20 protein-coding genes, 4 pseudogenes and 1 riboswitch are annotated in these 24,489 nt (G+C 39.5%); of the genes and pseudogenes, 8 read left to right on the top strand and 16 right to left on the bottom strand.

The window, feature by feature from the left end; genetic code table 11:
- Positions 1–129: 129 nt before the first annotated feature.
- Complete coding sequence (locus tag NSQ61_RS18720) at positions 130–1,293, bottom strand: pyridoxal phosphate-dependent aminotransferase (protein WP_340807874.1); 1,164 nt, start codon at positions 1,291–1,293, stop codon at positions 130–132.
- Positions 1,294–1,380: 87 nt separating this feature from the next.
- Between NSQ61_RS18720 and NSQ61_RS18715 the strand changes: the two genes are divergently transcribed.
- Positions 1,381–2,163 carry a carbon-nitrogen family hydrolase gene (locus tag NSQ61_RS18715; protein WP_339212079.1) on the top strand — a complete coding sequence of 261 codons (783 nt, stop codon included), beginning with the start codon at positions 1,381–1,383 and terminating at the stop codon, positions 2,161–2,163.
- Between the two features lie 66 nt (positions 2,164–2,229).
- Here the strand turns inward: NSQ61_RS18715 and mtnA are convergent, their stop codons facing one another.
- From mtnA to NSQ61_RS18685, 6 genes are all read right to left on the bottom strand, one after another.
- Complete coding sequence (gene mtnA, locus NSQ61_RS18710; protein ID WP_339212081.1) at positions 2,230–3,291, bottom strand: S-methyl-5-thioribose-1-phosphate isomerase; 1,062 nt, start codon at positions 3,289–3,291, stop codon at positions 2,230–2,232.
- On the bottom strand, positions 3,251–4,528 hold the full coding sequence (gene mtnK, locus NSQ61_RS18705) for an S-methyl-5-thioribose kinase (protein ID WP_327873274.1): 1,278 nt from the start codon (positions 4,526–4,528) through the stop codon (positions 3,251–3,253). The genes mtnA and mtnK overlap by 41 nt, the downstream gene beginning before the upstream one ends.
- 671 nt (positions 4,529–5,199) lie before the next feature.
- A complete protein-coding gene (locus NSQ61_RS18700; protein WP_340807873.1) occupies positions 5,200–5,730 on the bottom strand; it encodes a 1,2-dihydroxy-3-keto-5-methylthiopentene dioxygenase in 531 nt (176 codons plus the stop codon).
- A 22-nt stretch (positions 5,731–5,752) separates the two neighbouring features.
- Entirely contained in the window at positions 5,753–6,400 is a 648-nt protein-coding gene (locus NSQ61_RS18695; RefSeq protein WP_063386760.1) for a methylthioribulose 1-phosphate dehydratase, read from the bottom strand.
- Complete coding sequence (locus NSQ61_RS18690) at positions 6,397–7,086, bottom strand: 2-hydroxy-3-keto-5-methylthiopentenyl-1-phosphate phosphatase (RefSeq protein WP_375338762.1); 690 nt, start codon at positions 7,084–7,086, stop codon at positions 6,397–6,399. The genes NSQ61_RS18695 and NSQ61_RS18690 overlap by 4 nt, the downstream gene beginning before the upstream one ends.
- Complete coding sequence (locus tag NSQ61_RS18685) at positions 7,083–8,306, bottom strand: 2,3-diketo-5-methylthiopentyl-1-phosphate enolase (RefSeq protein WP_311066507.1); 1,224 nt, start codon at positions 8,304–8,306, stop codon at positions 7,083–7,085. Before NSQ61_RS18685 ends, NSQ61_RS18690 begins: the two co-directional genes overlap by 4 nt.
- Before the next feature lie 78 nt (positions 8,307–8,384).
- Positions 8,385–8,490: riboswitch (SAM riboswitch) on the bottom strand.
- Positions 8,491–8,854: 364 nt separating this feature from the next.
- Between NSQ61_RS18685 and NSQ61_RS18680 the strand changes: the two genes are divergently transcribed.
- Together NSQ61_RS18680 and NSQ61_RS18675 are read left to right on the top strand one after the other, a co-directional pair.
- A complete protein-coding gene (locus NSQ61_RS18680; RefSeq protein ID WP_339212085.1) occupies positions 8,855–9,064 on the top strand; it encodes a hypothetical protein in 210 nt (69 codons plus the stop codon).
- A 77-nt stretch (positions 9,065–9,141) separates the two neighbouring features.
- A complete protein-coding gene (locus NSQ61_RS18675) occupies positions 9,142–9,444 on the top strand; it encodes a hypothetical protein (protein ID WP_339212086.1) in 303 nt (100 codons plus the stop codon).
- Positions 9,445–9,766: 322 nt separating this feature from the next.
- Here NSQ61_RS18675 and NSQ61_RS18670 read toward each other — a convergent pair.
- From NSQ61_RS18670 to NSQ61_RS18650, 5 genes and pseudogenes are all read right to left on the bottom strand, one after another.
- A pseudogene (locus tag NSQ61_RS18670) lies at positions 9,767–10,000 on the bottom strand (integrase core domain-containing protein); the annotation flags it as partial.
- A 213-nt stretch (positions 10,001–10,213) separates the two neighbouring features.
- Positions 10,214–11,368: pseudogene (locus NSQ61_RS18665) on the bottom strand (IS3 family transposase); the annotation flags it as partial.
- 65 nt (positions 11,369–11,433) lie between these two features.
- A complete protein-coding gene (locus tag NSQ61_RS18660; protein ID WP_340807872.1) occupies positions 11,434–11,856 on the bottom strand; it encodes a DUF4304 domain-containing protein in 423 nt (140 codons plus the stop codon).
- A gap of 653 nt (positions 11,857–12,509) precedes the next feature.
- Positions 12,510–12,749, bottom strand: a complete 240-nt coding sequence (locus NSQ61_RS18655) for a hypothetical protein (RefSeq protein WP_340807870.1) — start codon at positions 12,747–12,749, stop codon at positions 12,510–12,512.
- Positions 12,724–13,431, bottom strand: a pseudogene (locus NSQ61_RS18650) (UPF0236 family transposase-like protein). Before NSQ61_RS18650 ends, NSQ61_RS18655 begins: the two are co-directional and overlap by 26 nt.
- Before the next feature lie 812 nt (positions 13,432–14,243).
- Here NSQ61_RS18650 and yfkAB point away from each other — a divergent pair.
- Positions 14,244–15,365 carry a radical SAM/CxCxxxxC motif protein YfkAB gene (gene yfkAB / locus NSQ61_RS18645; protein WP_311067369.1) on the top strand — a complete coding sequence of 374 codons (1,122 nt, stop codon included), beginning with the start codon at positions 14,244–14,246 and terminating at the stop codon, positions 15,363–15,365.
- Positions 15,366–15,423: 58 nt separating this feature from the next.
- On the opposite strand, the gene NSQ61_RS18640 is transcribed toward yfkAB, so the two are convergent.
- Together NSQ61_RS18640 and cax are read right to left on the bottom strand one after the other, a co-directional pair.
- Entirely contained in the window at positions 15,424–16,206 is a 783-nt protein-coding gene (locus NSQ61_RS18640; RefSeq protein WP_311066511.1) for a YfkD famly protein, read from the bottom strand.
- Between the two features lie 75 nt (positions 16,207–16,281).
- Positions 16,282–17,337 (bottom strand): calcium/proton exchanger, encoded by a 1,056-nt coding sequence (gene cax, locus NSQ61_RS18635; RefSeq protein ID WP_130156871.1) that lies wholly within the window; start codon positions 17,335–17,337, stop codon positions 16,282–16,284.
- A gap of 397 nt (positions 17,338–17,734) precedes the next feature.
- Between cax and NSQ61_RS18630 the strand changes: the two genes are divergently transcribed.
- Positions 17,735–17,863 carry a hypothetical protein gene (locus tag NSQ61_RS18630; RefSeq protein ID WP_311066512.1) on the top strand — a complete coding sequence of 43 codons (129 nt, stop codon included), beginning with the start codon at positions 17,735–17,737 and terminating at the stop codon, positions 17,861–17,863.
- Positions 17,864–18,262: 399 nt separating this feature from the next.
- A complete protein-coding gene (locus NSQ61_RS18625; protein WP_340807867.1) occupies positions 18,263–18,700 on the top strand; it encodes a hypothetical protein in 438 nt (145 codons plus the stop codon).
- A gap of 302 nt (positions 18,701–19,002) precedes the next feature.
- On the opposite strand, the pseudogene NSQ61_RS18620 reads toward NSQ61_RS18625, so the two are convergent.
- Positions 19,003–20,347: pseudogene (locus NSQ61_RS18620) on the bottom strand (IS4 family transposase).
- 321 nt (positions 20,348–20,668) lie between these two features.
- Between NSQ61_RS18620 and NSQ61_RS18615 the strand changes: the two are divergent.
- Together NSQ61_RS18615 and NSQ61_RS18610 are read left to right on the top strand one after the other, a co-directional pair.
- Entirely contained in the window at positions 20,669–21,241 is a 573-nt protein-coding gene (locus tag NSQ61_RS18615) for a TetR/AcrR family transcriptional regulator (RefSeq protein WP_066247743.1), read from the top strand.
- A 77-nt stretch (positions 21,242–21,318) separates the two neighbouring features.
- Positions 21,319–23,694 (top strand): YhgE/Pip domain-containing protein, encoded by a 2,376-nt coding sequence (locus NSQ61_RS18610; RefSeq protein ID WP_340807864.1) that lies wholly within the window; start codon positions 21,319–21,321, stop codon positions 23,692–23,694.
- Between the two features lie 174 nt (positions 23,695–23,868).
- Here the strand turns inward: NSQ61_RS18610 and NSQ61_RS18605 are convergent, their stop codons facing one another.
- Positions 23,869–24,459 carry a nitroreductase family protein gene (locus tag NSQ61_RS18605; protein ID WP_063386768.1) on the bottom strand — a complete coding sequence of 197 codons (591 nt, stop codon included), beginning with the start codon at positions 24,457–24,459 and terminating at the stop codon, positions 23,869–23,871.
- Positions 24,460–24,489 lie beyond the last annotated feature (30 nt).

Below are 24,489 nucleotides of genomic sequence, written 5' to 3'. Positions count from 1 at the left end.
CATTCAGTCAAAAAACTCCCACTTAACACAATTTTTATTATACTTCTTTTAATTTTGATTGGAAAGGCATTCACGTGCTGATCATTTTTTAGGGGGATAAGGAGAGTGTTTCAACATTCATTGCAGCAGTTAAAAAAGGTTCAGCTTGCGAATTCTATCAACCGCTTCTAAAAGCCTGCTCTCATCAACTAATAAACCAACGCGTATGTATCCTTCTCCATATTGCCCGAAGCCGTTTCCTGGCGCAACGGCGACATCTGCTTTTTCAAGCAAATAATCGGCAAACTCTTCGCTAGTAAAACCTTTCGGAACAGGGAGCCAGGCAAAAAATGACCCTTTCGGAGCTTGAGCGTTCCAGCCAATTTGCTGAATAGCATTGATAAACGTATTTCGGCGGTTTTCATAAAGGGAGACAAGCTCCTCTACACACGACTGATCGCCTGTTAATGCGGCAACTGCTGCTAATTGTATTGCTGGAAAAAGGCTGCAATATAAGTGATCTTGAATAAGATTAATACTTTCAATGATATTCTGGTTCCCTACAGCAAATCCAACGCGCCAGCCGGCCATATTGTAGGTTTTCGACAATGTGTACATTTCAATGCCGATGTCCTTGGCTCCTTCCGCTTCAAGAAGGCTGGTCGGTTTTTTGCCGTCAAAGCCGATCGCACCGTACGCAAAATCATGGACAACGGAAATTCGATGCTTCTTTGCAAACGTAACCGTTTCCTCAAAAAACTTAAGATCGGCCGTTGCTCCTGTCGGATTGTTCGGGTAGTTTAAATACATCAATTTTGCCGCTTCTTTATCCTCCAACGGAATGGCGTTGTAATCAGGTAAAAACCGATTTTCTGCCAACAGCGGGAACGTTTTAAATTGAGCCCCGGCTAAAACAACGCCTGATAAATAGTCTGGATAACCCGGGTCGGGCAATAGCATTAGATCTCCTTCATTTAATAGGCACATCGGCAATTCAACAAGTCCAGTTTTCGTACCGAATAAAATCGCCACTTCTTTTTCTGGATCTATATCGACTCCGTATTGTTTCTTATAATATTCACTAGCCGCATGTTTTAACTCGATCAGACCTGAAAATGGTGAATATTTATGTGTTTTCGGGTCTTCTGCTGCGGTTTGCAGCGCTTTGACGATATGCGGGGGAGTCGGCTGGTCAGGATTTCCTTGTCCTAAATTAATAATATCTCTTCCTTCGGCTACAGCGTTATTCACTTTTTTCACAAGGGCAGAGAAAAATTGTGTTGGAAGCTTTTTTAAACGTTCTGAAATCTCCACTCTAATCCACCTTTTTTTATAAAAATAGTTGAAATTATCATAAAAATTCTATAGTCTTTATATAAAAATGTCTAGGGGCTGAAAATCATGAAAGTTGCTTGTATACAAATGAATATCATTTTAGGCGAACCGGACCAAAACTATGAAATCGCTCAAAAAAATATAATAGAAGCAGCAAGCCATCAAGCGGATACAATTGTTTTGCCTGAAATGTGGAATACAGGATACGCCCTTGATCAGCTTGATGAGCTTGCAGACAAAAATGGAGAAAAAACAATTGAGCTGCTGACATCCCTTGCTAAAACATATCATGTCAATATTGTCGGCGGTTCAGTTGCAACGGAAAAAAACGGACAATTTTTTAATACCATGTACGTTGTCAACCGATTCGGAAATATCACCGCTGAATACGACAAAGCTCATCTGTTTAAATTGATGGATGAGCATAAATTTATGAGTGCCGGCCAAAAAGTAAATATATTTGAGCTGGACGGCATCACTTGCGGTGGTGTTATTTGTTATGATTTGCGTTTTCCGGAATGGATTCGCACCCATGCATTAAAAGGTGCAAACATTATGTTCATTCCTGCCGAATGGCCGAAAAAGCGAATTGACCATTGGCAATTGCTTCTCCAAGCACGGGCAGTTGAAAATCAAATGTTTGTTGTAGCAGTAAACCGGGTCGGAGCGGATCAAAATAATGAATTTAATGGACACTCAATGGTCATTGCCCCTTGGGGCGAGCTTCTTGTTCATGATCAAACAGATGAAGGAATTTTTTACGCCCAACTGGATCTTCAAGAAATTGACCGTGTAAGAAAAACCATTCCTATTTTTCAAGACAGACGTCCGGAATTATATTTCGAATAAAATTTTACACCCCTTAAAAGAATGTGAAAGCATTCCCTTTTAAGGGGTTTTTGTATGAAAAGGCAATTAAACGCTTTTCATGTGTTTTAAACTTTTGGTAAAGGGTGGATAGGCAATCCCTTTTTCTGTAATAATTGCCGTAATGAGTTCATGATCGGTCACGTCGAATGCCGGATTATATGTTTGCACATTTTCCGGCGCCATCGGTTTTTCATACCATTTTGTCGTGATCTCCTCTGCTTTTCTCACTTCGATCGGTATATGTTCCCCTGTCGGACAATCTAAATCGATTGTTGAAAGCGGAGCACAAACATAAAACGGGATTCCATAATATTTTGCTAAGATTGCCACTCCGGAAGTTCCAATTTTATTGGCAGCATCTCCGTTTGCGGCAACTCGATCACACCCGACTAAAACCGCTTGTACTTTTCCCTCCTTCATCACAATGGATGCCATGTTGTCACAAATTAACGTTACATCCACACCAGCTTCCTGCAATTCCCATGCAGTTAGACGTGCACCTTGAAGAAGCGGTCTTGTTTCATCTGCAAAAACTTTGAAATGGTAGCCTCTTTCTTGGCCTAAGTAGATGGGAGCTAACGCAGTCCCATACCTCGCCGTCGCAATTGTTCCTGCATTGCAATGGGTCAGAAGACCCCAGCCGGGTTTTAATAATGACAGGGCATACTCCCCGATCGAATAACAGACTTGCTCATCCTCATTACGGATATGCTCTGCCTCTTCCTTCAGTGCGTTTTTAATTTCCTCGATGCTTTTGTCTTTTTCTACTTTCAGTCTATCCTCCATGCGATCTAAAGCCCAAAATAAATTCACTGCAGTCGGCCGCGATGAAGCCAAATACTGTTTGATTTTTTGAAAATCATCCAAAAGCTGTTCATAAGTCGACGCTTTTGATTGCTTCGTGCCTAAATAAACACCGAATGCAGCAGCAATTCCGATCGCAGGCGCTCCTCTAACCTTCAGATGGTAAATAGCCTCCCATATTTCTTCTGGAGTAGAAAGATGCAGAAATACTTTCTCATTCGGCAATAGCGTTTGGTCGAGTATGATCACCGTATTGTTTTCATCATCCAGTTGTACGGATTGAATGGCTTTTACTGCTGTCATAAAACTTTTCTCCTTCAATAAATTTGCGGACACTTTGTAATAAAACATTCATAAAGTCGTCGCCTGTACGAATGTTTGCCCGTTCAAGAATAAAGGTTTTACCAGCTGTTAAACAAATTTTTTCAGCCAAAGTTCGGGATTCTTTATTTTCAATTGACGTGATGTCTTTTACATGGGCGATCCCAATAATTCTTCTGCATAATTCAAGTCCGGCAGCGGCTGAGGCATCCTCAAGGATGGAATTTAAATACCATTCTTTAAAACTAGGTGCACTTGCAGTTCTTTCTTTTATATTCTCATCCCAAGCATGTAAAAATTTTTTTGTAAACAGCTCTATTACGTCTGAGATTGTTTGTTTAATATATTGCAAGTAGTCTTCCTTTGTTTCTTGATCTTCAATTGTAAAGCTTGCATTTACATAGGCGAAAATAAGGTTTGCAATCACATTCCCAATATCGAACCCAGCAGGTCCATAAAAAGCAAACTCAGGATCGATTATTTTTGTTGAATCTTCCTTTATAAAAATGGAACCGGTATGAAGGTCGCCGTGGAGGAGGGACTGTGCTTTTGTCATAAAATCAAACTTCAGTTTAGCTGTTTCCAATGCAAGCTTTGAATCATTCCAAATTTCTTCACGGATGAATTCTCTCGTTTCTGGAAATACATCATTTTGCTCACAATCGTAAAAAGGTTCTGTATAAACGAGATCTTCTGTTATTTCACATAATTCTGGGTTTGTAAATTTTTGCACCAATGCTTTCTTCTCTTTATGATCGATAACGGCATCTGAAGTAAGCAATAAGGTGTTGACAAGAAACGTTGTAATATGGTCGGCAAACAAAGGAAATTTTTTATGTTTTAAAAGAGCTGTCCTCATAATTTCATGGTCAGATAGATCATCCATCACACAACAATTCATAATCGGATCATACGAATAAACCTTAGGTACAAATCCAGGCGCTAATTCCCCTTGCAGCTTCAATGCTTCGCTTTCAATCCGATTGCGATCTGGTGAAACTTTAAAGGCGTCTGAAATACGCGCAACCGGACCAGCTTGTTTAATAATGACAGACTGGCCGCTATTTTGATCAACGACACGAAATACATAATTTAAGTTGCCATCGCCAATCTCTCGACATTCCAATTCTGCGTTTTGTTCAAAAATATCGAGTTTTTTCTGTACATATTCGATGACATCTTGCTCAGTCATCGTAAAATATGTTGTAAAATCCTTCAAAAAAATTCCCTCCTCTATCTTTGTTTGTCATAAAGCGAAAAAAGAGTCTTTCATAATATCCATTCACAATATGGGGACGACATTATTACAAGACCACTTCGTCACCTGCTTGTAAAAGCCGATTTCGGCAAATGCTCCAAATGGATTCGGATTTCTAGATCCAAAGCAGCCGCCGCATCCATTAAATAGAGGGGGCTGTCTAATAAGTCGATTTTCCGGCTTATAGACGCCCCTTTAATGTTTTAGAAACGTTGATATATCAATGCTTATGATGTTTCGTTTTCAGTGGATTTTGTCTTTCTAAGACAGCCCCTTCCTAAAAATATAAATCTGCATCATTTATTCTTGATTTTCCCCATCCCGCCATAATACTTGATAAATTATCTGTGTTTACTTGGTTTTCAAGTGAAACTATATCCTCTTGTAATATAAGACAAGCCTATTTTTGTGGTGCTCTTTTAGCTGCAAGCTTCTTCGCAAAAATGTGTAAACCTATTAAAACCGGGCCAGCAGCCGCTGTGGTATTTTCATAGTTTCTTTGCATTCAGGAACATTGTTCACTGAGCTGGATGAATTGTGTATCCGAAGAGCAGCCAGTTATATGAAAAAGATGATGTTAAGCTTGCAGCTGTGAATGTTTAAAGCCGCTTTTTCATAAATTTTTTGTAAACTTAATTTACTTCTTCTTTTTCGTAAAATGGCACCCAGCCTTCTTCTGACACAAAGATGCGGATCGCAACAACTTTTCGGTCATCAGCTAATGTGAAATAGTGGCGTCTGCCCTCTGGAACAGAAATAAGGTCTCCCGGATTAAGATGCACTTCAAAAAATTTTCCGTCCTGTCCTTGAATAACAAAAATTCCATGGCCGCTTACAATAAAGCGCACTTCATCATCTGTATGATGATGTTCACGCTGAAAATTTTTCAGCAGCTCTTCAAGGTTTGGCGTATGATCTGCTAAAGAAATGACATCCCAAGCTTTGTAGCCGCGTCTTGCTGAAATATCTTTAATTTCATTTTCAAAAGATTGTAAAATCGTTTGTTTTTCCTCATCATTTAAAAGATATTTCTCTTTTAAATGCTCTGGTAATTTGGCAATATCCCATTGCTCGTAAATAACACCTTGTTGATTTAAAAATGAAATCACTTCCTCTTGATTGCTGATAACTTCGTTTGTTCCTTGAATTTTAATCGTTGTCATGTAAAATACCTCCTTAAAATGTTTAATTATTTAAAGCTCCTGTACTCGCAAGGAGACCGGCTTTTGCTTGAATAAGAGCAAGCTGATACTGAAATAAAAATTCACAAGCTTCTAAAATTTTCTTCGCTTCAAAGCCATCTTTTCCCCATACAGTAATTCCGTGGTTGCGAATAAGAACTGCCCCTTTATCCTCCTTCACGAAATCGCCCAAAGTGCTTGCTAATGTAGGAATATGGGCATAATTATAAATAATCGGAATCTGTAATTCTGCATCTTCCTCCCAGCGGTCAAACGCTTTTATCAGTTCTTGTCCTTGAAATACAATTTTCCCAGCGTCACCATAAAGTTCAGAGATGACATTATTTGCAACCGTATGTACATGTAGGCTGCAGCCGGCTTTGCTTCTTTTATATATTTCGCAATGCAATAGCGTTTCTGCCGAAGGCTTCAGCTGTGTTGCGCCTACAGGATTTCCTTCTCCATCTACAAGCAAAAAATCTTCCTTCGTTTTTTTTCGTTTATCTTTGCCGCTTGCGGTCACAAGAAACTGAAGCGGGGAATCTTGAACTTTTATGGCTAAATTGCCGCTTGTCCCCATAAACCAATCCCTCGCAGCAAGCTCCTCTTTAATCTCCGCAAGCTCATGAACACGAGTTAAAACGACACTCATTTTGCGCCACCTTTTTCTTCTATGAAATTTGTTTTGTTTATTGTCTTCTCTAAAATGTCAATACAGTCGTAAAATGTTTCGAAAGATTGATAAGGAATAGAAAATTCTTGACATTTTTTTGATAAATAATCACGTGCAATAACTGTATCTGCAATCTTCGCGGCTTCTAAATCTGTGACGGAATCCCCGATGATGATGGAATGAGTGTCAGCATTTGCAATTTGCCGAATAATTGTCGGTTTGCAGCACCCACAATTTTGGTTGGGACATTTTTCATCACACGTATAAGGCCAATGAATGGTGATCGTTTCTCCGCTAAAATCCGCTTTATTGCAAAACAGTGCGGTAATAGAATCAAAAGGGCGCAGCAGCGGTTTAATAAAAAAATCGATTCCGCCGCTGACAATGTATAAAGGAATGTTCATGTTTTTCGCATAATGAACAAAGTCGCGAAATCCTTCCCTTATTTCTGCAGTTTCTAAAATATAGTGAATGATGTCACCCTTTAAAGAAGATGGAAGAAGTGCAAACATCTTGCCGACTCCTTCCTGAATACTAATCGACTGGGAAAGGACGCCATCCTTCAATTGCTCCCACTCTTTTGGAGCGAAACGCTTCATAATGCTAACGATGTTATCTTTTTTTGTCACCGTTCCATCAAAATCACAAAATATTACTGGCTTCAATTGGACGGTGCCTCCTTCCATCCCCAGAGCCGAATTGCTTCTTGTAATTCTATGTCTTCAGCTGCTTCATTAAGGGAAACACCCCGGGAAACAGCGTCAACTGCCTGACGGAAAGCTTTTCCTCCGCCCTGAGCACCTTGCGGGTGACCGTGAACACCGCCTCCTGCATTAATGACACAATCTTTTCCAAAATCATGAATTAAAATGGGAACAAGACCCGGGTGAATGCCAGCAGATGGAACAGGAAAAACTGGTTTTAAAACTGATTCCTTCACCAATTCTTCTTTCACTTTTAAAACTTTGTCACGCTCCAATGCAACGCTGCCATATGGTGAAGGGAACAACGAAAAATCTGCTCCAGCAATTCTTATCAATTTTCCAAGCAATAAGGAATGAGAGAGCCCATATTTTTCGGATGAAGTAAACGATCCGCTAAACGCCGGATGAGCCATAATTGGGAGGACGATTTCATCATCTTCCCTTAATGCTTGCAGCACATCGAGGCCATATGTAAAAACATTAAATAGCAAAATATCGGCACCTAATTCTTTTGCTTTTCTTGCCTTATCTTTCAATTCAAATGTTTTTCCCGTCAAATTGACCGCATACAAAGTTCGGTGTCCCTTTTCTTGATACACGTTATCAAGAACTTTTTTGCCTTCCTTTATTCTTGTTTCAAATGATGTGAGCGAATTTTCAAAAAGTATTTCATCATCCTTTACTAAGTCGACGCCCCCGAGAGCCTGCTCCCGCAATTGGGCAAGAAGGTAATCCATATCACGTCCAATTACACCTTTAAAGATGCTCATCACTAACGGTCTGTCGTAAACGCCAAGTTTTTCTCGTAACCCCTGAATTCCAAATCGAGGACCTGGAAAATACCGAAAGATCTCATCGTCAAACTGCAAATCTAGTAATTTTATTTCTCCATCTAGTGATAATTTTCCAAAAGTTGTCGTTAAGATGGCAGGAATGTCTTTAGAAAAGTTTTCTCCCGGAAAGCGAATGTGAAGCTGTGCAATCGTTTTGCCGGAGGATGGATCCTCACCTGTTTCTTTTATTTCAACCACTTGTCCTTTATGCTTTTTTAACTGCTCTTGCACTAAAAGAGGAAGGTCAGTCCACGAACCTACCGTTAATCCAAGAGCAATGCCTTCTGCTTTTTTTTCTAAATCTTCTCGTTTCGCAATGATTTGGTATACTGCTGTTACGTGACCCATTTTTTCAATCCTCTTCATTCAGATTTTTTTATATAAATAAAACCTCTTCAATAAGAAGAGGTTTTTTGTCAAAACAACTTCTTATCTTTCAACATCTCTGTTGGGAGAATTAGCACCGTGCTCATCATATGAGTCGGTTGCCGGGCTTCATTGGGCTCATCCCTCCACCTGCTCTTGATAAGAGTTTTATTATTAACTTTATAATTCTTATTCGGTTACTTGGATTATGCCACTATCCTTCCCCTCTGTCAACACTTTTTTACATCATATTCGATTCAAATTCGCTTACATTTTTCTGATGGCATGCTACAATTATTTAATGGTGCAGTTTACAATTTGAGGTATTTACCGGAACTTGAGGTTGAGCCAAAACAGGAAAGCCTAAAAAAAGAGGACGAAAAAAGAAGGTACAACATCTTATTAACGTCTTCCGATCGCATCATGCTAGATTACTAGACTTAGAAAAACTGGTTGAATTACGCAATTATAACGTTACTGGTTATCGTGAGACAATTTGTTTCTTGTACCGTTATTGGTTATGTTGCTTTTTGAATGATCCAGAAGAAGCCTTAAAACAAACGCTAACGTTTAATTTACAGTTTAATGAGCCTTTAAGAAGATCCACCAGAAGCGCTGAAAAGGCCTATTATGCACGGAATAACGAAGAAGCAAACCGAATAGCTAGAGAAAAAGGGTATCCTGGCGCTGGATATAATATCAGCAATAAAAAATTAATTGAATGGTTAGATAAGATATAACAGAGGACGAACAACGCCATTTAAGCACGATTATAGATGCGAATGAAAAGCGGAGAAGGAAACAAAAACGCCGGGAAATGGGCGTAAAAAGCCGTGAGGAGTATTTAAAAGAACAGCGCAATAAAACGGATAAGAACTTAGAAAAACTTAGACAAGCAATTGAGTTGAATCCTGATTTCTCGAATTACAAATTAGCTAAATTGCTAGGAATAAGTGAATCGTATGTAAGGAAAGGATGTTATATGTTATTTACTGGAACGGATGATTTAATTAAAAACGAGGATCGATCAATTAAAGAACATGATGTTTTATATTCTAGAATTAAACCTTTATCTTCACAAAAAATGGAAGGGTTAGTGGTGTACTTTCAACCCCATTGATGAAATTAAACCGTTTCTCAACTGAACAATTAATAGAAGTTTCATATAAAGTTAGGGAAATCCACGGTATGGTACACAAATGGATACCAGAGACAGTTATTGATGTGGATTTAAGTCAATATTTTGGACACCAATAAGTGAAATTTAATTTTGATCTCATGCCATATTTTTCATGACATCGCTGGTCGCTTGACATGGAGCCTCTGCGGGCGTGGTGTTATGCGAAGGGCGAAAGGGGCAATGATTTCTTTCGCATGGCAAACAAGCCTACCACGCCCCGCCACTCCATGTAAAGCGGATGCTTGTAAAATTGTGAAGAGCACTACGCTGCCCCTTTGATACTGTCTTCTGTTTCTTGTGGCGTCATATAGCCCAGGCAGCTATGAATCCGTTTCCGATTGTACCAGCCTTCTATAAATTCGAATAAGGCTCTTCTGGCAGCTTGAAAGTTCAAATAGTTGACTCTGTAGATCTCTTCCTTTTTCAGAATTGCATGGAAAGACTCAATGCAGGCGTTATCGTATGGGCAACCTTTTTTACTGAAGGTGGATTTAAGTCAGTATTTTGGACACCAATAAGTGAAATTTAATTTTGATCTCATTGACATCGCTTGTCGCTTGACATGGAGCCTCTGCGGGCGTGGTGTTATGCGAAGGGTGAAAGGGGCAATGAATTCTTTCGCATGGCAAATAAGCCTACCACACCCGCCACTCCATGTAAAGCGGATGCTTGTAAAATTGTGAAGAGCACTACGCTGCCCTTTGATACTGTCTACTGTTTCTTGTGGCGTCATATAGCCCAGGCAGCTATGAATCCGTTTCCGATTGTACCAGCCTTCTAAAAATTCGAATAAGGCTCTTCTGGCAGCTTGAAAGTTCAAATAGTTGATTCTATAGATCTCTTCCTTTTTCAGAATTGCATGGAAAGACTCAATGCAGGCGTTATCGTATGGGCAACCTTTTTTTACTGAAGGAGTGTTTGAACTGCTTCTTTTCCATGTATTCTACAAATTTCTCGCTTGTATACTGGGATCCCAAATCAGAATGCAAGATCAATCCCGGACCTGGACGTTGTGCCTGATAAGCGTTTTCTACTGCCTTTAAAGCCAGTTCAGTCGTCATGTGACGGTCAAAAGCGTAACCAACAATCTTTCTGGAATGTAAATCCATTACGGAAGCCAAGTAGCACCAACCGTCTCTCAAAGTATGAATGTACGTAATATCCGTAACCCATTTCTCGTTGATGGTTGTCGTTGAGAAGTCCTGGTTCAGCAGGTTATCGTGTTCTTCCATCTTGCCCTTATTGGAATGGGGGCGATACTTTTTTCTGATAATGGAATAAATGCCTGCAGCCTTCATCAAATGCTGAACCCGTTTCAGGCTGACTTTGAGCCATTCTTTTTCAAGCATATGGTGGATCTTCGGTTCTCCGTATCTCTGCTTGCTTTCCGTATGGATTTTTCGTATTCTGTCTGTCAGCTCCCGGTTTTCCGTTTTGTTTTTGATTCTGTTTTTTGTTTGGATTGATAGTAGGTACTTCTCGGCACGCCAAGGACCGTACACATGGTTTTAAGGTCATAATGGTGTCTGGCTCTTATCTCGTCAATCATGGATATAACAGTGGTTTGAATCTACTTCTTTGCGAATATGACCATAGCTTTTTTAAAGATTTCATTTTCCTCTTTCAGCCGATGCAATTCTTTTTGCAGGTTCAGAAATTCTTTCGGGGTAAAAGAGCCCCCGTCATCCACCTTAACCGGTTTTTGTTTTCTGATCCATTTGTAGAATGTCGTTTCAGACAGGTCATATTCGCTCAAGATCTGTTTTACTGGTGTTCCAGTTTGATAAAGCTCAACCACCATTTCCTTAAATTCAGCATGATAACGTTTACGTTTTTCGCTTGTGTTACCTATATCAGGACACATCCCTTCGTTAATATTATATTTCACTAAAGGGTGTCCATGAAACTATACTAGCATCAGTAGTTATATTATTTAAAAAGATTCTTAATCCAATTTCTGTCTGACACATGTAATAAACTCAACACTCTTGATGCGACTAAGTCAAAATCTTCTTCATTCTTTGCATCCTCATAGTTAAACCAAGTTTCATTGGATTCTTTTATATTTTCTGTGAGTCTATATCGGTAATCTATACCTACATCGTGTGCAGTCACTTTACTTGGCGGAATTTCTTCTACCCAACTCGTTGTTACTCCTTCAATTGGGCAAATTGCTAAAACTACAACAAAAGATCCACCATAACGATTAAACTGAAAAGTTATTAAGTCAATATTATCTTCATTTTTCCTTCTAAAATGTGGAAATGATCCTTTAAAACCATGTTCTCTTAAATAAGGAACAACAATCTTTTTTAATGCATTAGTCATATTTAGACGGTCATTGGAAGCCATATTTAGTATTCCTCCAAAAATTCATTTTGTCTTTTATATCTTAATTATATATTATTATTAAAAGAAAGGGGTTCCCATGTGATTCAAAACGAACTAGTACACTTAAAATTCACAATTCTAATATTAGTGACCTCTAGTCTAAATATTATTTATAAATTTTATAAGGTATTCCTTTAGATTTCAAATAGTTTAGTACAGGTTTACTTGCCCCTACTTTTCCTGTAGTATCACTTCTAAAGAAATGCCATTTAGCACCTTTTAGTTCCTTCTTTTTGATTAATAAGGCGTCTTTTATCAATCTGTTTTCTTATAGTTGAAGTTAACGAAACATAACCAACTTTAGATTCATGTCCAATTCCAGAAGTATCGAGCACGTCTATATATCTACCACCTAAAGGAGTTCTAAAATATTCTTGTTTACTTCTTACTTTTACTAATGTTTCTAAATACTTCTCTCCAGCTCTTCCACTACTAAAAGATAATTTAGCTTTTTTTGCAGCTGATTTTGTAACTTGTTTACCTGATTGTTTGGAAACATACTTAATTGCTCCGCCAATTATACGTACAACAACACTTATTATAGATGCTTTAGCTTCATTTTCAGAGATGGTTATTTGTTCACCAGTATTTTTTTCTATTAAAATAGCTTTAAATTATTCTTCAGTATTCTCAATTATTTTTACATCATATACTGTTTTTTCAATCTTATCCCCAACATCTAATACGGAACTAACTGTTATATCATTACCTTTTAGATTTGAATCTATAATTAAATCCGTAGCATATTCATCTGTATCAATATCTAATTGAAGTTTGATTCCATTGCTGTCTAGGTTTTGAATAGTAGGTTTAATTTTTTCTGCATTATTAATCCCGATACGGATCATAGGCATATTCGTTCATCAAAAATTCCTCGAAGCCTTCCCACACCTCCCTCTTGCCCTCATGGACGTAATGGCGCTGATTCACGAATTCGATCCGTGAGCCGTTGCGCTTCCACCCTTCGTGAACGATCAGGATTTGTCTTCCTTAGCCCGTTTTCTCTTCCCTTGGCGAGAGACAAACAGTCCATCGGCCTCCCACAAACAGCATCCGTCCATATTGCTGGTCAACCGGGCAGTGCAGCGGAGCTTCGGCTTCGAGCACCAACTGGCGGATCGCCTCATGGCTTATCACCGGATACCCGACCATCTGGGCAAGCGTACAAGCCGCTTTGCGATAAGAAGAGCACTCCACAACCAATCCCACCGACGTTTCTTCTAGACAAGGACTGATTGACTGCGATCCATCAAACACTAGAAGGGAGTCAAGCAAAAACGTGTAACGGTTTTGTTCTCGGTCTAAATAGTAGTTTCGCTCAAAGGTGACTTCGCCAAACAGGGTTTGAATCGTGGTGCGTCGTTTGTCTTTCAAGTGGTACCGGCGCTTGTCCCGGGTTTCCGCCAATTGTCGGTCGATGTCCTCCAACAAAGCCGTAAACAGTTCGGCGAAGGCGTTTTGCAGGGCTCGAAACAAATCAAGTTCGATCTCTTTCCATGTCAACGAATTTGTGGTAAGATGTTGTTGAATATTCATGGGACTCTCTCCTCCTGTTTGATAGTGTGGTCAATAATCATCTTATCAGGGAGAGAGTCCTTTTTTCATGTTCCTGCTTGGGATCCTACCGCGCTTTCGCTTGGTGACCCCGATGAGGGGATTGCGAACCTACGTTCCCATCCCCCCTCATCGGGAATTCTAAGAATTTCTCCCACAAACATTTTACGCACACCAGAAAATATTTATGGAAAATGCAAAAAGGCTAGATAACGCTAGATACCATGCATGGTTTCATCATCATAACTCTGATTGATGGATTACTGTTGCAAAGAAAAAAGAAGGTAAATTCATCCAATATCATTACAAACCACAGGAATTGGCTGAAAAACTAACAGAATGGCTCGAAGAGGATGTTTATTTTAGCTAGAATACAATTTTATAAGCCTAGCCGACAAATTACGAATATAAGGCAATTAAAGTCGTTATATGTTGATTTAGATTTTTATTTGTTTAATTATAATTCGAACTGGATCATCGGCAAATTAGAATAAGATTATTTTGGCCAATCGATTCCAGAGCCGAATATAATCATTTTTAGCGGTCAAGGAATGGTTTTAATTTGGCTTAAAGAGCCTGTTCCTTACAAAGCTTCACCGTTATGGCAAGCGGTACAAAATCACTTCTTAGAACAATTAAAAGAGCTAGGGGGCGACTCTAGGGCGGTTGATGCTTCAAGGGTATTCCGCATTGCTGGAAGCATTAATTCAAAAAACGGTGTAGAGGTAACAGGGCAATATCGTCATAAGGAACGTTATGTCTTGAGAACGTTAATTAAAGGAGAAATGATTTTTATGGAAACTTATACAACCCTCAAAAAGATTACTCCTTCCTATGACCCTTGGGAAGCTTATTTAGATATGAAGGAATACGGTGAATTAACATTATCAAATATAGAATTTACCACCACCACAATCTGCAATATGCGATGTGAGCATTGCGCTGTAGGATACACTTTATCTCCGAAAGATCCGGAAGGGCTGCCGCTCGATTTACTTTTAAAAAGGCTAGACGAAGTGCCGACATTGCGATCCCTTTCGATTACCGGCGGGGAGCCGATGCTTTCGATAAAATCTGTGGAAAATTATGTCGTTCCCATTTTAAAATACGCACATGAACGCGGGATACGAACCCAAATCAATTCCAATTTAACATTGGACTTGAAACGCTATGAAAAAATTATCCCGTATTTAGATGTTTTGCATATTTCCCATAACTGGGGAACGGTCGATGATTTTGTTGAAGCCGGATTTGCAATGATGAAAAAGAAGCCTCCATATAAAGAACGTGCAAAATATTTTGAACGAATCATTGAAAACTCTAGAGCTCTGGCTGAAGCGGGAGTAATTGTTTCAGCGGAGACGATGCTGAATAAACGGACGGTTCCTCATCTTGAAAAAATCCATAGACAAATTGTAGACGAAATGAAATGTCAACGCCATGAGGTGCATCCAATGTATCCAAGTGATTTCGCTAGCAATCTTGAAACGCTCAGCTTGGATGAGATACGCGAAGCAATTCATACGCTTTTGGATATCCGCGACGAATCAGTGTGGATGCTGTTTGGAACACTCCCGTTTTACGCTTGCAGCGACAATGAGGAAGATTTAGCATTGCTGAAGCGATTGAGAGAAAGCAAAAACGTGACAGTTCGAAATGACCCTGACGGCAGATCCCGTCTCAATGTCAATATTTTTACAGGGGACATTATTGTGACAGATTTCGGCGATGTACCGCCGCTTGGAAACATCAAAAAAGATACTCTTTTATCAGCCTATGAAAAATGGATGCAATCCCCGATTGCCCAACAGCTGAATTGCCATTGTCCAAACGTAGCGTGTCTTGGACCGAATCTTTTAGTGAAAAATAGTTATTACCGAGACTTAGATTTTACAAAAAGAAAAGCGCGCATATAAAATAAAAGGGCTTGGGCTTCTTTCGGCAATATATTTGCCTTTCGCCCGCCCTTTTCTATTATCTAGGCTGATTGGTAATAAGAAAGTGGAAAGATGCCCGATCATGCACAGGAATCCATGCTCCAATGCCTTGCTGCGTAACATTTTTGACAACAATTTGCTTCTTGCTTCCCTTTAACATTAAATACACTTCTCCGTAAGTGACTTTTCCTTTTTCGTTGACAGCGGGAACGTATGCGTATAAATACCCCATTTTTTTCGGCGGGATATTATATACTTGATTTTTTTTCGTCCCGAAGCCGACAATTGTTTCAAATGCTAGCGGCATTTTCGATTTCTTTGCCGCCTTCATCAGCATCATTTTTTTGACATCTTTATGATCAGAAATTCTAGCGGTTAATCCTCCTTTTACCCGTTTTTGCGCCTCCTGTTTATAGCTAATTTGAACGGGCGACTTACCGCCTCGATTGTCAAAAAAGTTTGTATTGATTTTTTGATACTCCCAATTGACTGTTGTTTCCTCAGATTCATAATTCAATGCCCACCGTCCCAAGTAAATGGCGGCTCTATATCCTATGGCGGTTGGAGAAGGTGTAATGGAAGACTCATTTAACATTTTAATTAAAACAGGATTTTCAATCGGGACGTTGGATGTTTTGATTAACTCTTTTGTTAATTCACTTGGCTGTAAATAAGGAAGATTTTGACTCGGATTTGGATACGTATTTTCTTTTGAAATATCCATCACCGATTTGGGGATAGTTGGTGCTTCAGCGAAGCTTAAGCTTGAAAAAACCGATGCAAGCATGACTGAAATAAATAACGTCATTAGCTGTTTCATGTGGTTATCTCCTTTCAAGTAGCCTTTGCTTGTAGTTTTTTCAAGCTATTTGTATTTTATCCGCAAAATATCTTCCTATAATAGATAGAAGCCTATCCCCATGATGACATAAGCAGCAAGCAAAGTAGCCCCTTCAAACCAGTTCGTATCGCCGTCATTGGAAATTACAATCATGAGCAGTACTCCTGTCGCCATGGCAATCAACTCAGGAAGTGTAAAGACGAGCGGCATTTTTTCTGAAAACAGAAGCGAAATTAATACAAGCAAAGGCGCAACAAACATGGCAATCTGCAAGGTTGATCCGATGGCGATTTCAACCGCTACATCCATTTTATTTTTGTAAGCCATAATAATCGCAGACGCATGCTCCGCTGCATTTCCAACAATGGCAACGACAATTACCCCAATAAATAATTCACTCCAGCCAAGTTCATGTGCGACCGTTTCAAACGTATGTACAAGATTTTCCGAAACATATGCAACCGCAATTGTTGCCAAAAACAAAATGATGGTTGCGATCTTGCCAGACCATTCCGGGCTTTCGTGTTCTTCGATCTGCTCCTCTTTTTTCTGATAAACTCCCCGATGGGTTACCAATTTAAAAAACAACGCGGCTAAATAGAGCCCGATCATAATGATGGAAATGCCAATGCTTAACGTCAATGTGTCCGTATCATTCATTGTTTGTGCAAACACTTCTGGAATGACAAAGGCAACAATGACCGCAAACATTAACAATCCAGAATTATGTCTTGCGTCGTATTCATTAAACTTCTGCCGCTTGTACTTTAATCCACCAACAAAAAACGATAAACCTGCAACAAGCAGCAAGTTGCCGATTACAGAACCTGTGAGAGATGCTAAAACAACTGAAATTAAACCTGCTTTTAACGCAAAGATTGAAATAATGAGCTCAACAGCGTTCCCAAAAGTCGCATTCAACAGTCCGCCAATTCGTGGACCTGCCACAATCGCCAAGCTTTCTGTCGCTCTTCCCATAAAACTGGCAAGTCCGATAATCGTTAAACAATAAATTGCAAATAGAAGCAGTGCATTCCAATGCATCAAACTGCCAATAACGGACAACGGCAATCCAACAACAACCAAGATCGATAATATACGATTGAACATAAAGCTCACCACCCATATTTAGCAATAATTTTCCCGAAAACTTTGCTTACTTATTTTAACAAAAGTTGTTTAAAATAAACATTTCCTTCTAAAAAAAGGCCGTTTACAATTATGGAAAAAATTTGTCCGTAAAAATTATTTTTATTCTGACATAAGCACTATATTTTGATAAATCGAGCATTTTGCAAAGAGTCAGTCAAGACTTTGTGGGAACTTTTTTGATTCGCTGAAAACAGATGTAAGTCATAGGTTAGGGAACCATTTTTTGAATTTCATCTGTAAGCGCTTTTGGACTCTCATCCCTTGCCATGACAGACCGATATGTATACCTTTTTTTACCATCCCTTGAATTCAGACAGGGCATGATAGATCGGTGTCCCGGACGATTGCTGTAAATATGGAAAAATTAGAAAAGGCCATTCAAAAGATTAAAAATGAGATGAGACGTTGCAAAGAAGCGGGTTTTGTAGACGGTATTCCATTTTGGGAACAAGCGTTAAGTAAGCTACTGAAAGAGAAAAAATAAAGGTCACTTATCCATTAAGGCATTGTAATTAGTTTCATTCTTTTAAGGATTTTCGAGTTTGTTGGTATTTAGTCTACCAGTAATAAAGTTCTAGAATACTTTATTTAATGGTATTTTTATGTCAAAAATGAAATATATGGAACTATATTAATAAAATTAACGTCTATAAGGTGTGATAGAAATTAATATACTAAGGAGGTAATTTAATATGCGTAAAAAAATTTTACTAGGGGCTTTAAGTTTATCTTTGTTAGGAAGTACATTACCATCATACTCAGCGTTTGCGGCAGAAAAACAAGAACATTAAACGTCTATTCTCAAGGATATAATGTATCGTTATCAGAAAATCTAATTCAAACAGCTGATCAATATGTTGTTGTCGAAGAAAATAAATTTGTATTGAAAGATGAGAAAAAGTTAAAGGAGATTCTTTCTGAAAGAGATTTTGAGATTGTTAACAATTTAGTATCTCAAGCTAATAATAATTTAGAGACCATCAGTGGAGCTAATACAGCGGTAGTAGGAAATAGTGTTGTTGTAATGCCTAAAGACGTTTCAGCTAAAACTATTAGTTACGCTAAAGCTTCTGAAGGAAAAAGAGCAATTAAATTTCATTGGTGGGGAATCGAACTGTGGTTGACTAAGACTGATGTTCGAGCCATAGTAAAAGGTGGAATTTCTGGTGGTGCAGCATATCTAGGTAGTATATTTGGAATAGCTGGCGCAGTTGCAGGAGCTGTTGTAGGAGCCATAATATCTGAGTATATAACAGGTGTCCCGATTTATGTTAAATATACTTATGGTAATAAATATCCTCCTATTGTCTTACCTCAATAAAAAGGGTTGAAAATTATGAAAAAAGCTATTATATCTGCAATTTTTGCAGGATTAGTCGTTTTAATAGGTGAGTATATATTCACAAATAGCTTAATTAAGTTATCGGTTCAAATACCCGTGTTATTAATTGGTATTGTGCTGATATATAGGCTACTGGGAAAATAGATTGATACACATTTTCGCTGTATAAAATCTTTACAACATTCCCCTGTACTGTTTTAAGTGCAGGGGAATGAAGATAATTGCTAGTAATAGTCATATCCATTTTCTCCTTTATTTTTGATTTTATTTTAATTACTAACTCAACTTTCGCAGATAGAAATTGGCAAATAAGCCTTGATATAACTAGGAAGGCCTGCAATCCATTGCTGTAGTTGACTTTCAATGATTTTTTTGTCATTTTATTTATCTTTTTTAGGGTATCTTGAAGAAGCTCGATCAACTGCTGTAAAGCTACAGCCCAATCCAGTTCATTGATTTCATCGCATAGTTCATAAAAGAGACCGCCAATGGTCCGATCATCCGTGTTACATTGATTTTGCCACGAGAGAACGATGTAACGAGTAAACACAATGTTGGTATGGCTGATAAGCAAGTCGAAAGAACGGCCTTGGAATTCTTCCTGAAGGCGCAACAGTGACTTAGTCGTCTTGAAAAATACTTCGATGTCCCAGCGTATTCCATAGATGCGCACGATTTCTTGTTCTGTCAGGGTACAATCGGTGCTAAGAATGGCCACCCATTCGTTTTTCTTGTTTCGGTTTTGAATGAAGACCACTTTAACTGGTATTCCATTTGCCATCACCGTGTGAATGGAACGAAGGATTCCTTTCTTTCCTTGAACCGGATTAGACAATCGATAGAGTTCTTTTAAAGAGACGGCTCAGTCCCCTACGAGATAGTGTTGATTGGTCGCTTTCACCATGCCGATCACATCAAGTCCCTGTTCCACGATTGCTTGAATGAGAGGTTGTTGAGTAAACCATGTATCCATCAAGACGTAACGGGCTCCAACCCTGCGGTCAAGGCACGCTCAAGCATAGCAGGGATTTGTTCTGGTGCTGTCTGTAATGCCTCAACACAGCATTTATCCCCTGATGTACGCTTATCTATTTTTTCTGAAATCCCATTGATTTGAGCCTTTTTGGAGCCCAATAAAGAAAAGTCAATCGGCATAAAGGAGTAGCCGTCAGACCAGCCTAAAGTAAGCATACGAAAGCCTTTATAGAATCGCTTCCGGAGCGACAAGTGATCCATACAACATGCAAGCAGTTCCACTTTCTTACTGCGATTCCGTTCAAACATCGAATCATCAATAATGAATACTTTTACCCGGTATTTATCTGTTAGGCTACTAACCTTGGCAATGACCGAGGAACTAAAGGAAAGTAGAACGGCGCCATGGTTGAGGAAACGGTAGACCGCATCCTTGACTGGCAGCTGATCCGCTTTTTTAGAGTCCAAAAGCCGGAACCAGTTCTTCTGTTGGAAAATGAGGCAAAACACCAGTTGAAACAAATAAGAACAGGTGAATCAGAGATTTTTTTGGATGTTTGCCTTTCGAAGATGTTTCAAGATTTCTAATTCGTTGAAAACGGATTTTAGTTTATTTGGTAATTGATTATTTTGTTCCTTCTGCTCTATCATTTAGAGGACACCATGTGCAAAATACTCAAATCTAAAAAATACAACAACAAGAAAAAAATTCTCGTTCCCATCTTATGTATGAAGTAGAAACCTTTCATCAAGTACAGCTTCGGATGATTGACGGTATACTATAACGTGGTGGTTTTCACAACGTTACCGTGCTTGGACCTTCTTCCCTTTTTAAAAATGAGGACAGCCGCATGTGTAAAGCCTGTCGATCATTTTGTAAAAAAACCCCTTTATTTTAATCAGGCAATATAGTATGATAATTTTAACGAAATGACCAAAATGTCCATTTAGTCAATCAAGAGGATGAGGAGCATGGCTATCGATCGAAAACAAAATATTATTGATGCGGCGACAAAATCTTTTTCCTTATTCGGGTATAAGGCAACGACGATAGAACAAGTGGCGAAACTCGCGAATGTAGGCAAAGGAACAATTTATACGTTTTTTAAAAGTAAAGAGGATTTGTTAGACGAAATTATTTCCTCAGTTATTGTAGAAATAAAAGAAACGGCAGAGCATGCAATGGACCCCGATCGTCCATTTCTTGAAAACGCCCATCGCGCTTTATATCGCATTGCAGAGTTTCGAAAGCAACATCCATTAACAATTAAGCTTCTCCAAGAAATTCGGGATATCGGGACTCCGGCCGTTCAAGAAGTGATGAAAAGATTGGATCGGGCGATTATCGCCTTTATCCGCGAAAAAATTGACAACGCCATAAAAAAAGGAGAAATTCGCAACTGTGATTCCGAAATCACCGCCTTTTTAATGTTAAAAATGTATATCGCCCTAAACTTTGATTGGGAAAAGGAACATGAGCCGCTGCCAAAGGAGAAAATCGCTGAATTATTTGAGCTGTATTTTTTAAAAGGATTGTCGAAATAGATAGTCCTTCTTCTTTTATCATAAAATGACTAAATGAGCAAAATAGTCAAAAGTACGAAAAAGGAAGGAGATAACCGTTGCGTGGAATCTCATTATTTTTACATGAGCTAAAAATGATTGTAGCGAATCGGAAAATTTTGATTCCTGTTATCGCTATTTTATTTATCCCCATTATGTATAGCGGAATGTTTATATGGGGATTTGGAGATCCGTATGGCCACTTAGAGAGATTGCCGGTCGCTGTAGTCAATCAAGACAAAGGGGCAACATTGAATGGGGAAAAGTTAAAGATCGGCGACGATCTAGTGGAAAATCTAAAAAAGAAAAAGCAGCTTTCTTGGGAATTTGTTGACGAGAAAGAAGCGGAAAACGGATTAAAAAACCGGAAATATTATCTAGTTATCAAAATTCCAGAAAACTTTTCAAAGCATGCAACTACGATAAAGGACGAACACCCTCAAAAAATGGAGCTCATTTATATGCCGAATGAGAGCATGAACTTTTTCGCAGCACAAATCGGGGATAAAACCATTGAAAAACTGAAAGAAGAAGTTGGTGATACATTAACGGAAACATATGCCGAAACGATGTTCCAAAATATTAAGAAGCTGGCAGAAGGGCTCGAATCGGCAAGCGAAGGAGCAAAGAAACTGCATGATGGCATTGATTCAGCAAAACAAGGAGCAATAAAGCTGAAGGACGGGGTTGATTCGGCCAAAGATGGTTCACAAGAGCTGTACAACGGCGCGCTCTCTGCGGAACAAGGAGTTCAAGAAATATATGGACATTTAAAAACGATGGCTGAAAAATCATTGATATTTAAAAATGGGCTGCAATCCGCTAGTTCCGGAGCCGAGCGTCTGAACAGCGGAATGAACCGTTTTAATTCCGGTCTTGACCAATTGATTGCAGCCCAAGAGAAATTGCTCGATGGTGCAGAAAAGGCAAGAAATGGTTCTCAGCAGCTGGCGGATGGATTAAAGCAATCACTTCATGGAATGAAACAAATAAATGAAAAAGCTCCTCAGCTCGCAAACGGAGCCGAGCAAGTACGAAGCGGAGCCAGCAATCTGTCGTCATCACTCGGACAATGGGCTAAGGGAGCAGAACAAACGAAAACGGGAGCGGCACAGGTGAGTGCCGGACTGGAACAGCTGACAGCACGGCTTGATGCTATGATCGCTCAAACATCTGATCCGCAGCAAAAAACGGCACTCAAAGAACTGCGTGCAAGTATAGGGCAGCTGGCGGATGGAAGCAAACAAGTAACAAGCGGTATCAGTCAGCTTTCCGAAAATGCTGCAGCATTGAAAGATGGAGCTGATCAGCTTTCTTCTGGATCAGCGCAATTGCATAGCGGAACAGTCGCTTTAAGCGACGGTCTCAAACGACTAGTAGCAGGGCAAGAGCAGCTCGCCGCAGGTGCCGAATCATTAGCTGGCGGACAGAAGGATCTCTCCCAAGGATTATCGACATTCGGTGAAAAAATGAATGAAGCGAAAAGCGGAATAACCCAGCTGATGGAAGGAAGCGGACAATTATCAGCCGGCTTGCATGATCTCGCTTCCGGTTCTGATCAACTGCAAGATGGCACTAATCAGCTTGCTGCTGGTTCCGGCGAATTAGCAAACGGAATGGAAAAACTCACAAATGGGTTAGGAAACTTTTCACACGGAATCGAGCAGCTCTCTAACGGGTCTGGTCAATTGACGGAAGGAATGACGACGCTGGATAAAGGTTCTAATGAATTGGCAGAAAAATTGCATGATGGAGCCAAAGATGCCAGCAACGTCAAAGCGGACAAAGAAATATACGATATGTTTGCAAAACCTATTAAAATTAAAAACGAAAAATTAAACGAAGTTCCTAACTATGGAACGGGGATTGCTCCGTACTTCTTATCGCTGGGATTGTTTGTCGGCGCATTGCTCGTAACAATTGTGTACCCTCTTCGTGAACCAGCAACTACACCTAAAACGGGAATGAGTTGGTTTTTTAGCAAGTTTGGTGTTCTCGTTATGATCAGCGTCATGCAATCGTTGATAGCCGATACAATTTTACTAGCAGGAGTAGGCATTGAAGTGCAAAGTATTGCGAGATTTATCGTATTTACGATCATCACAAGCTTAACGTTCATGACGTTAATTCAGCTGCTTGTCACAACGTTAAGTGATCCGGGAAGATTTTTAGCAATCATTATCTTAATCTTACAATTAACTACAAGCGCCGGTACCTTCCCGTTAGAGTTAATCCCAACAGCGTTGCAGCCGCTCCACAACTGGCTGCCAATGACATATTCCGTAGCCGGCTTCCGTTCAGTCATTTCGAGCGGCGATTATGCGTTTATGTGGCAAAATGCATTTATTTTGCTCACTTTTATGATCGTGTTTGTTCTCGCAACGATCACCTACTTTACAATCCAACATAAACGCCGTTTTAGCGAGGCCGTATAACTATTTGTTTTTGAATTTGCCGGACGAACTTTTACACCTTCGACTCTAGCGTAATAACTGAAAGGAAATTTTTCAGAACTAAATGTGGTAAATCGGCAATGCCACAATTCCTCTTCATAAAAATGAAATAGAAGCAGATCTCTATCATCTGCTTCTATTTTTTTGTTGAAACTTTTATTCATTCAGCGATTCGCCAAAAAGGCCTTCAAAAATGGATTCTTTTATAGGACGACGAGGGGTTGGTGCCTCTCTTTCCTGCAGGCTTTCCGGCAGAGCTTCTTTTTCCCCTTGATAGCCAATTGCAATGAGCGCATTGATTGCATACTCTTCAGGGATGTTTAAAACTTGACGTGCTTTTTCAAAGTCTATGCCTGTCATCGGATGCGTAATCAAGCCTTTTCTTGTTGCTTCTAATGATAAATAGCCCCAAGCTGCACCTGCATCAAAGGCGTGGGAGCCGATTTCCCCCCGCTCGCTAGTCTTTTTAGAAATAATCAAGGCAAAAACCGGGACGTTTTTGCACCAAATTTGATTAAACTCGCCAATGAATGACATAAATCTTTTGCGGTCTTCCTCTGTGCGAGCGATAATAAAACGCCATGGCTGGAAATTGAAAGCAGAAGGCGCCCAGCGTGCTGCTTCAAAAAGGCTTAGTAACACATCCTCCGGGACCTCTTTAGTTAAAAACGAACGCGGAGACCAGCGTTTTAAATAAATAGAATCAATTTCATATTCGGCCTGGCGGGCAAGCTTCGTTTGTGTCATCACATTACCTCCTAGAAATCAGATCGGAAT

Origin of the sequence: Aeribacillus sp. FSL K6-1121 (genome assembly GCF_038003725.1) — a bacterium.
Taxonomy (GTDB): domain Bacteria; phylum Bacillota; class Bacilli; order Bacillales; family Aeribacillaceae; genus Aeribacillus; species Aeribacillus composti.
Note: the sequence above shows the minus strand (reverse complement) of the source record. Positions and strands in the feature narration are given on the sequence as shown.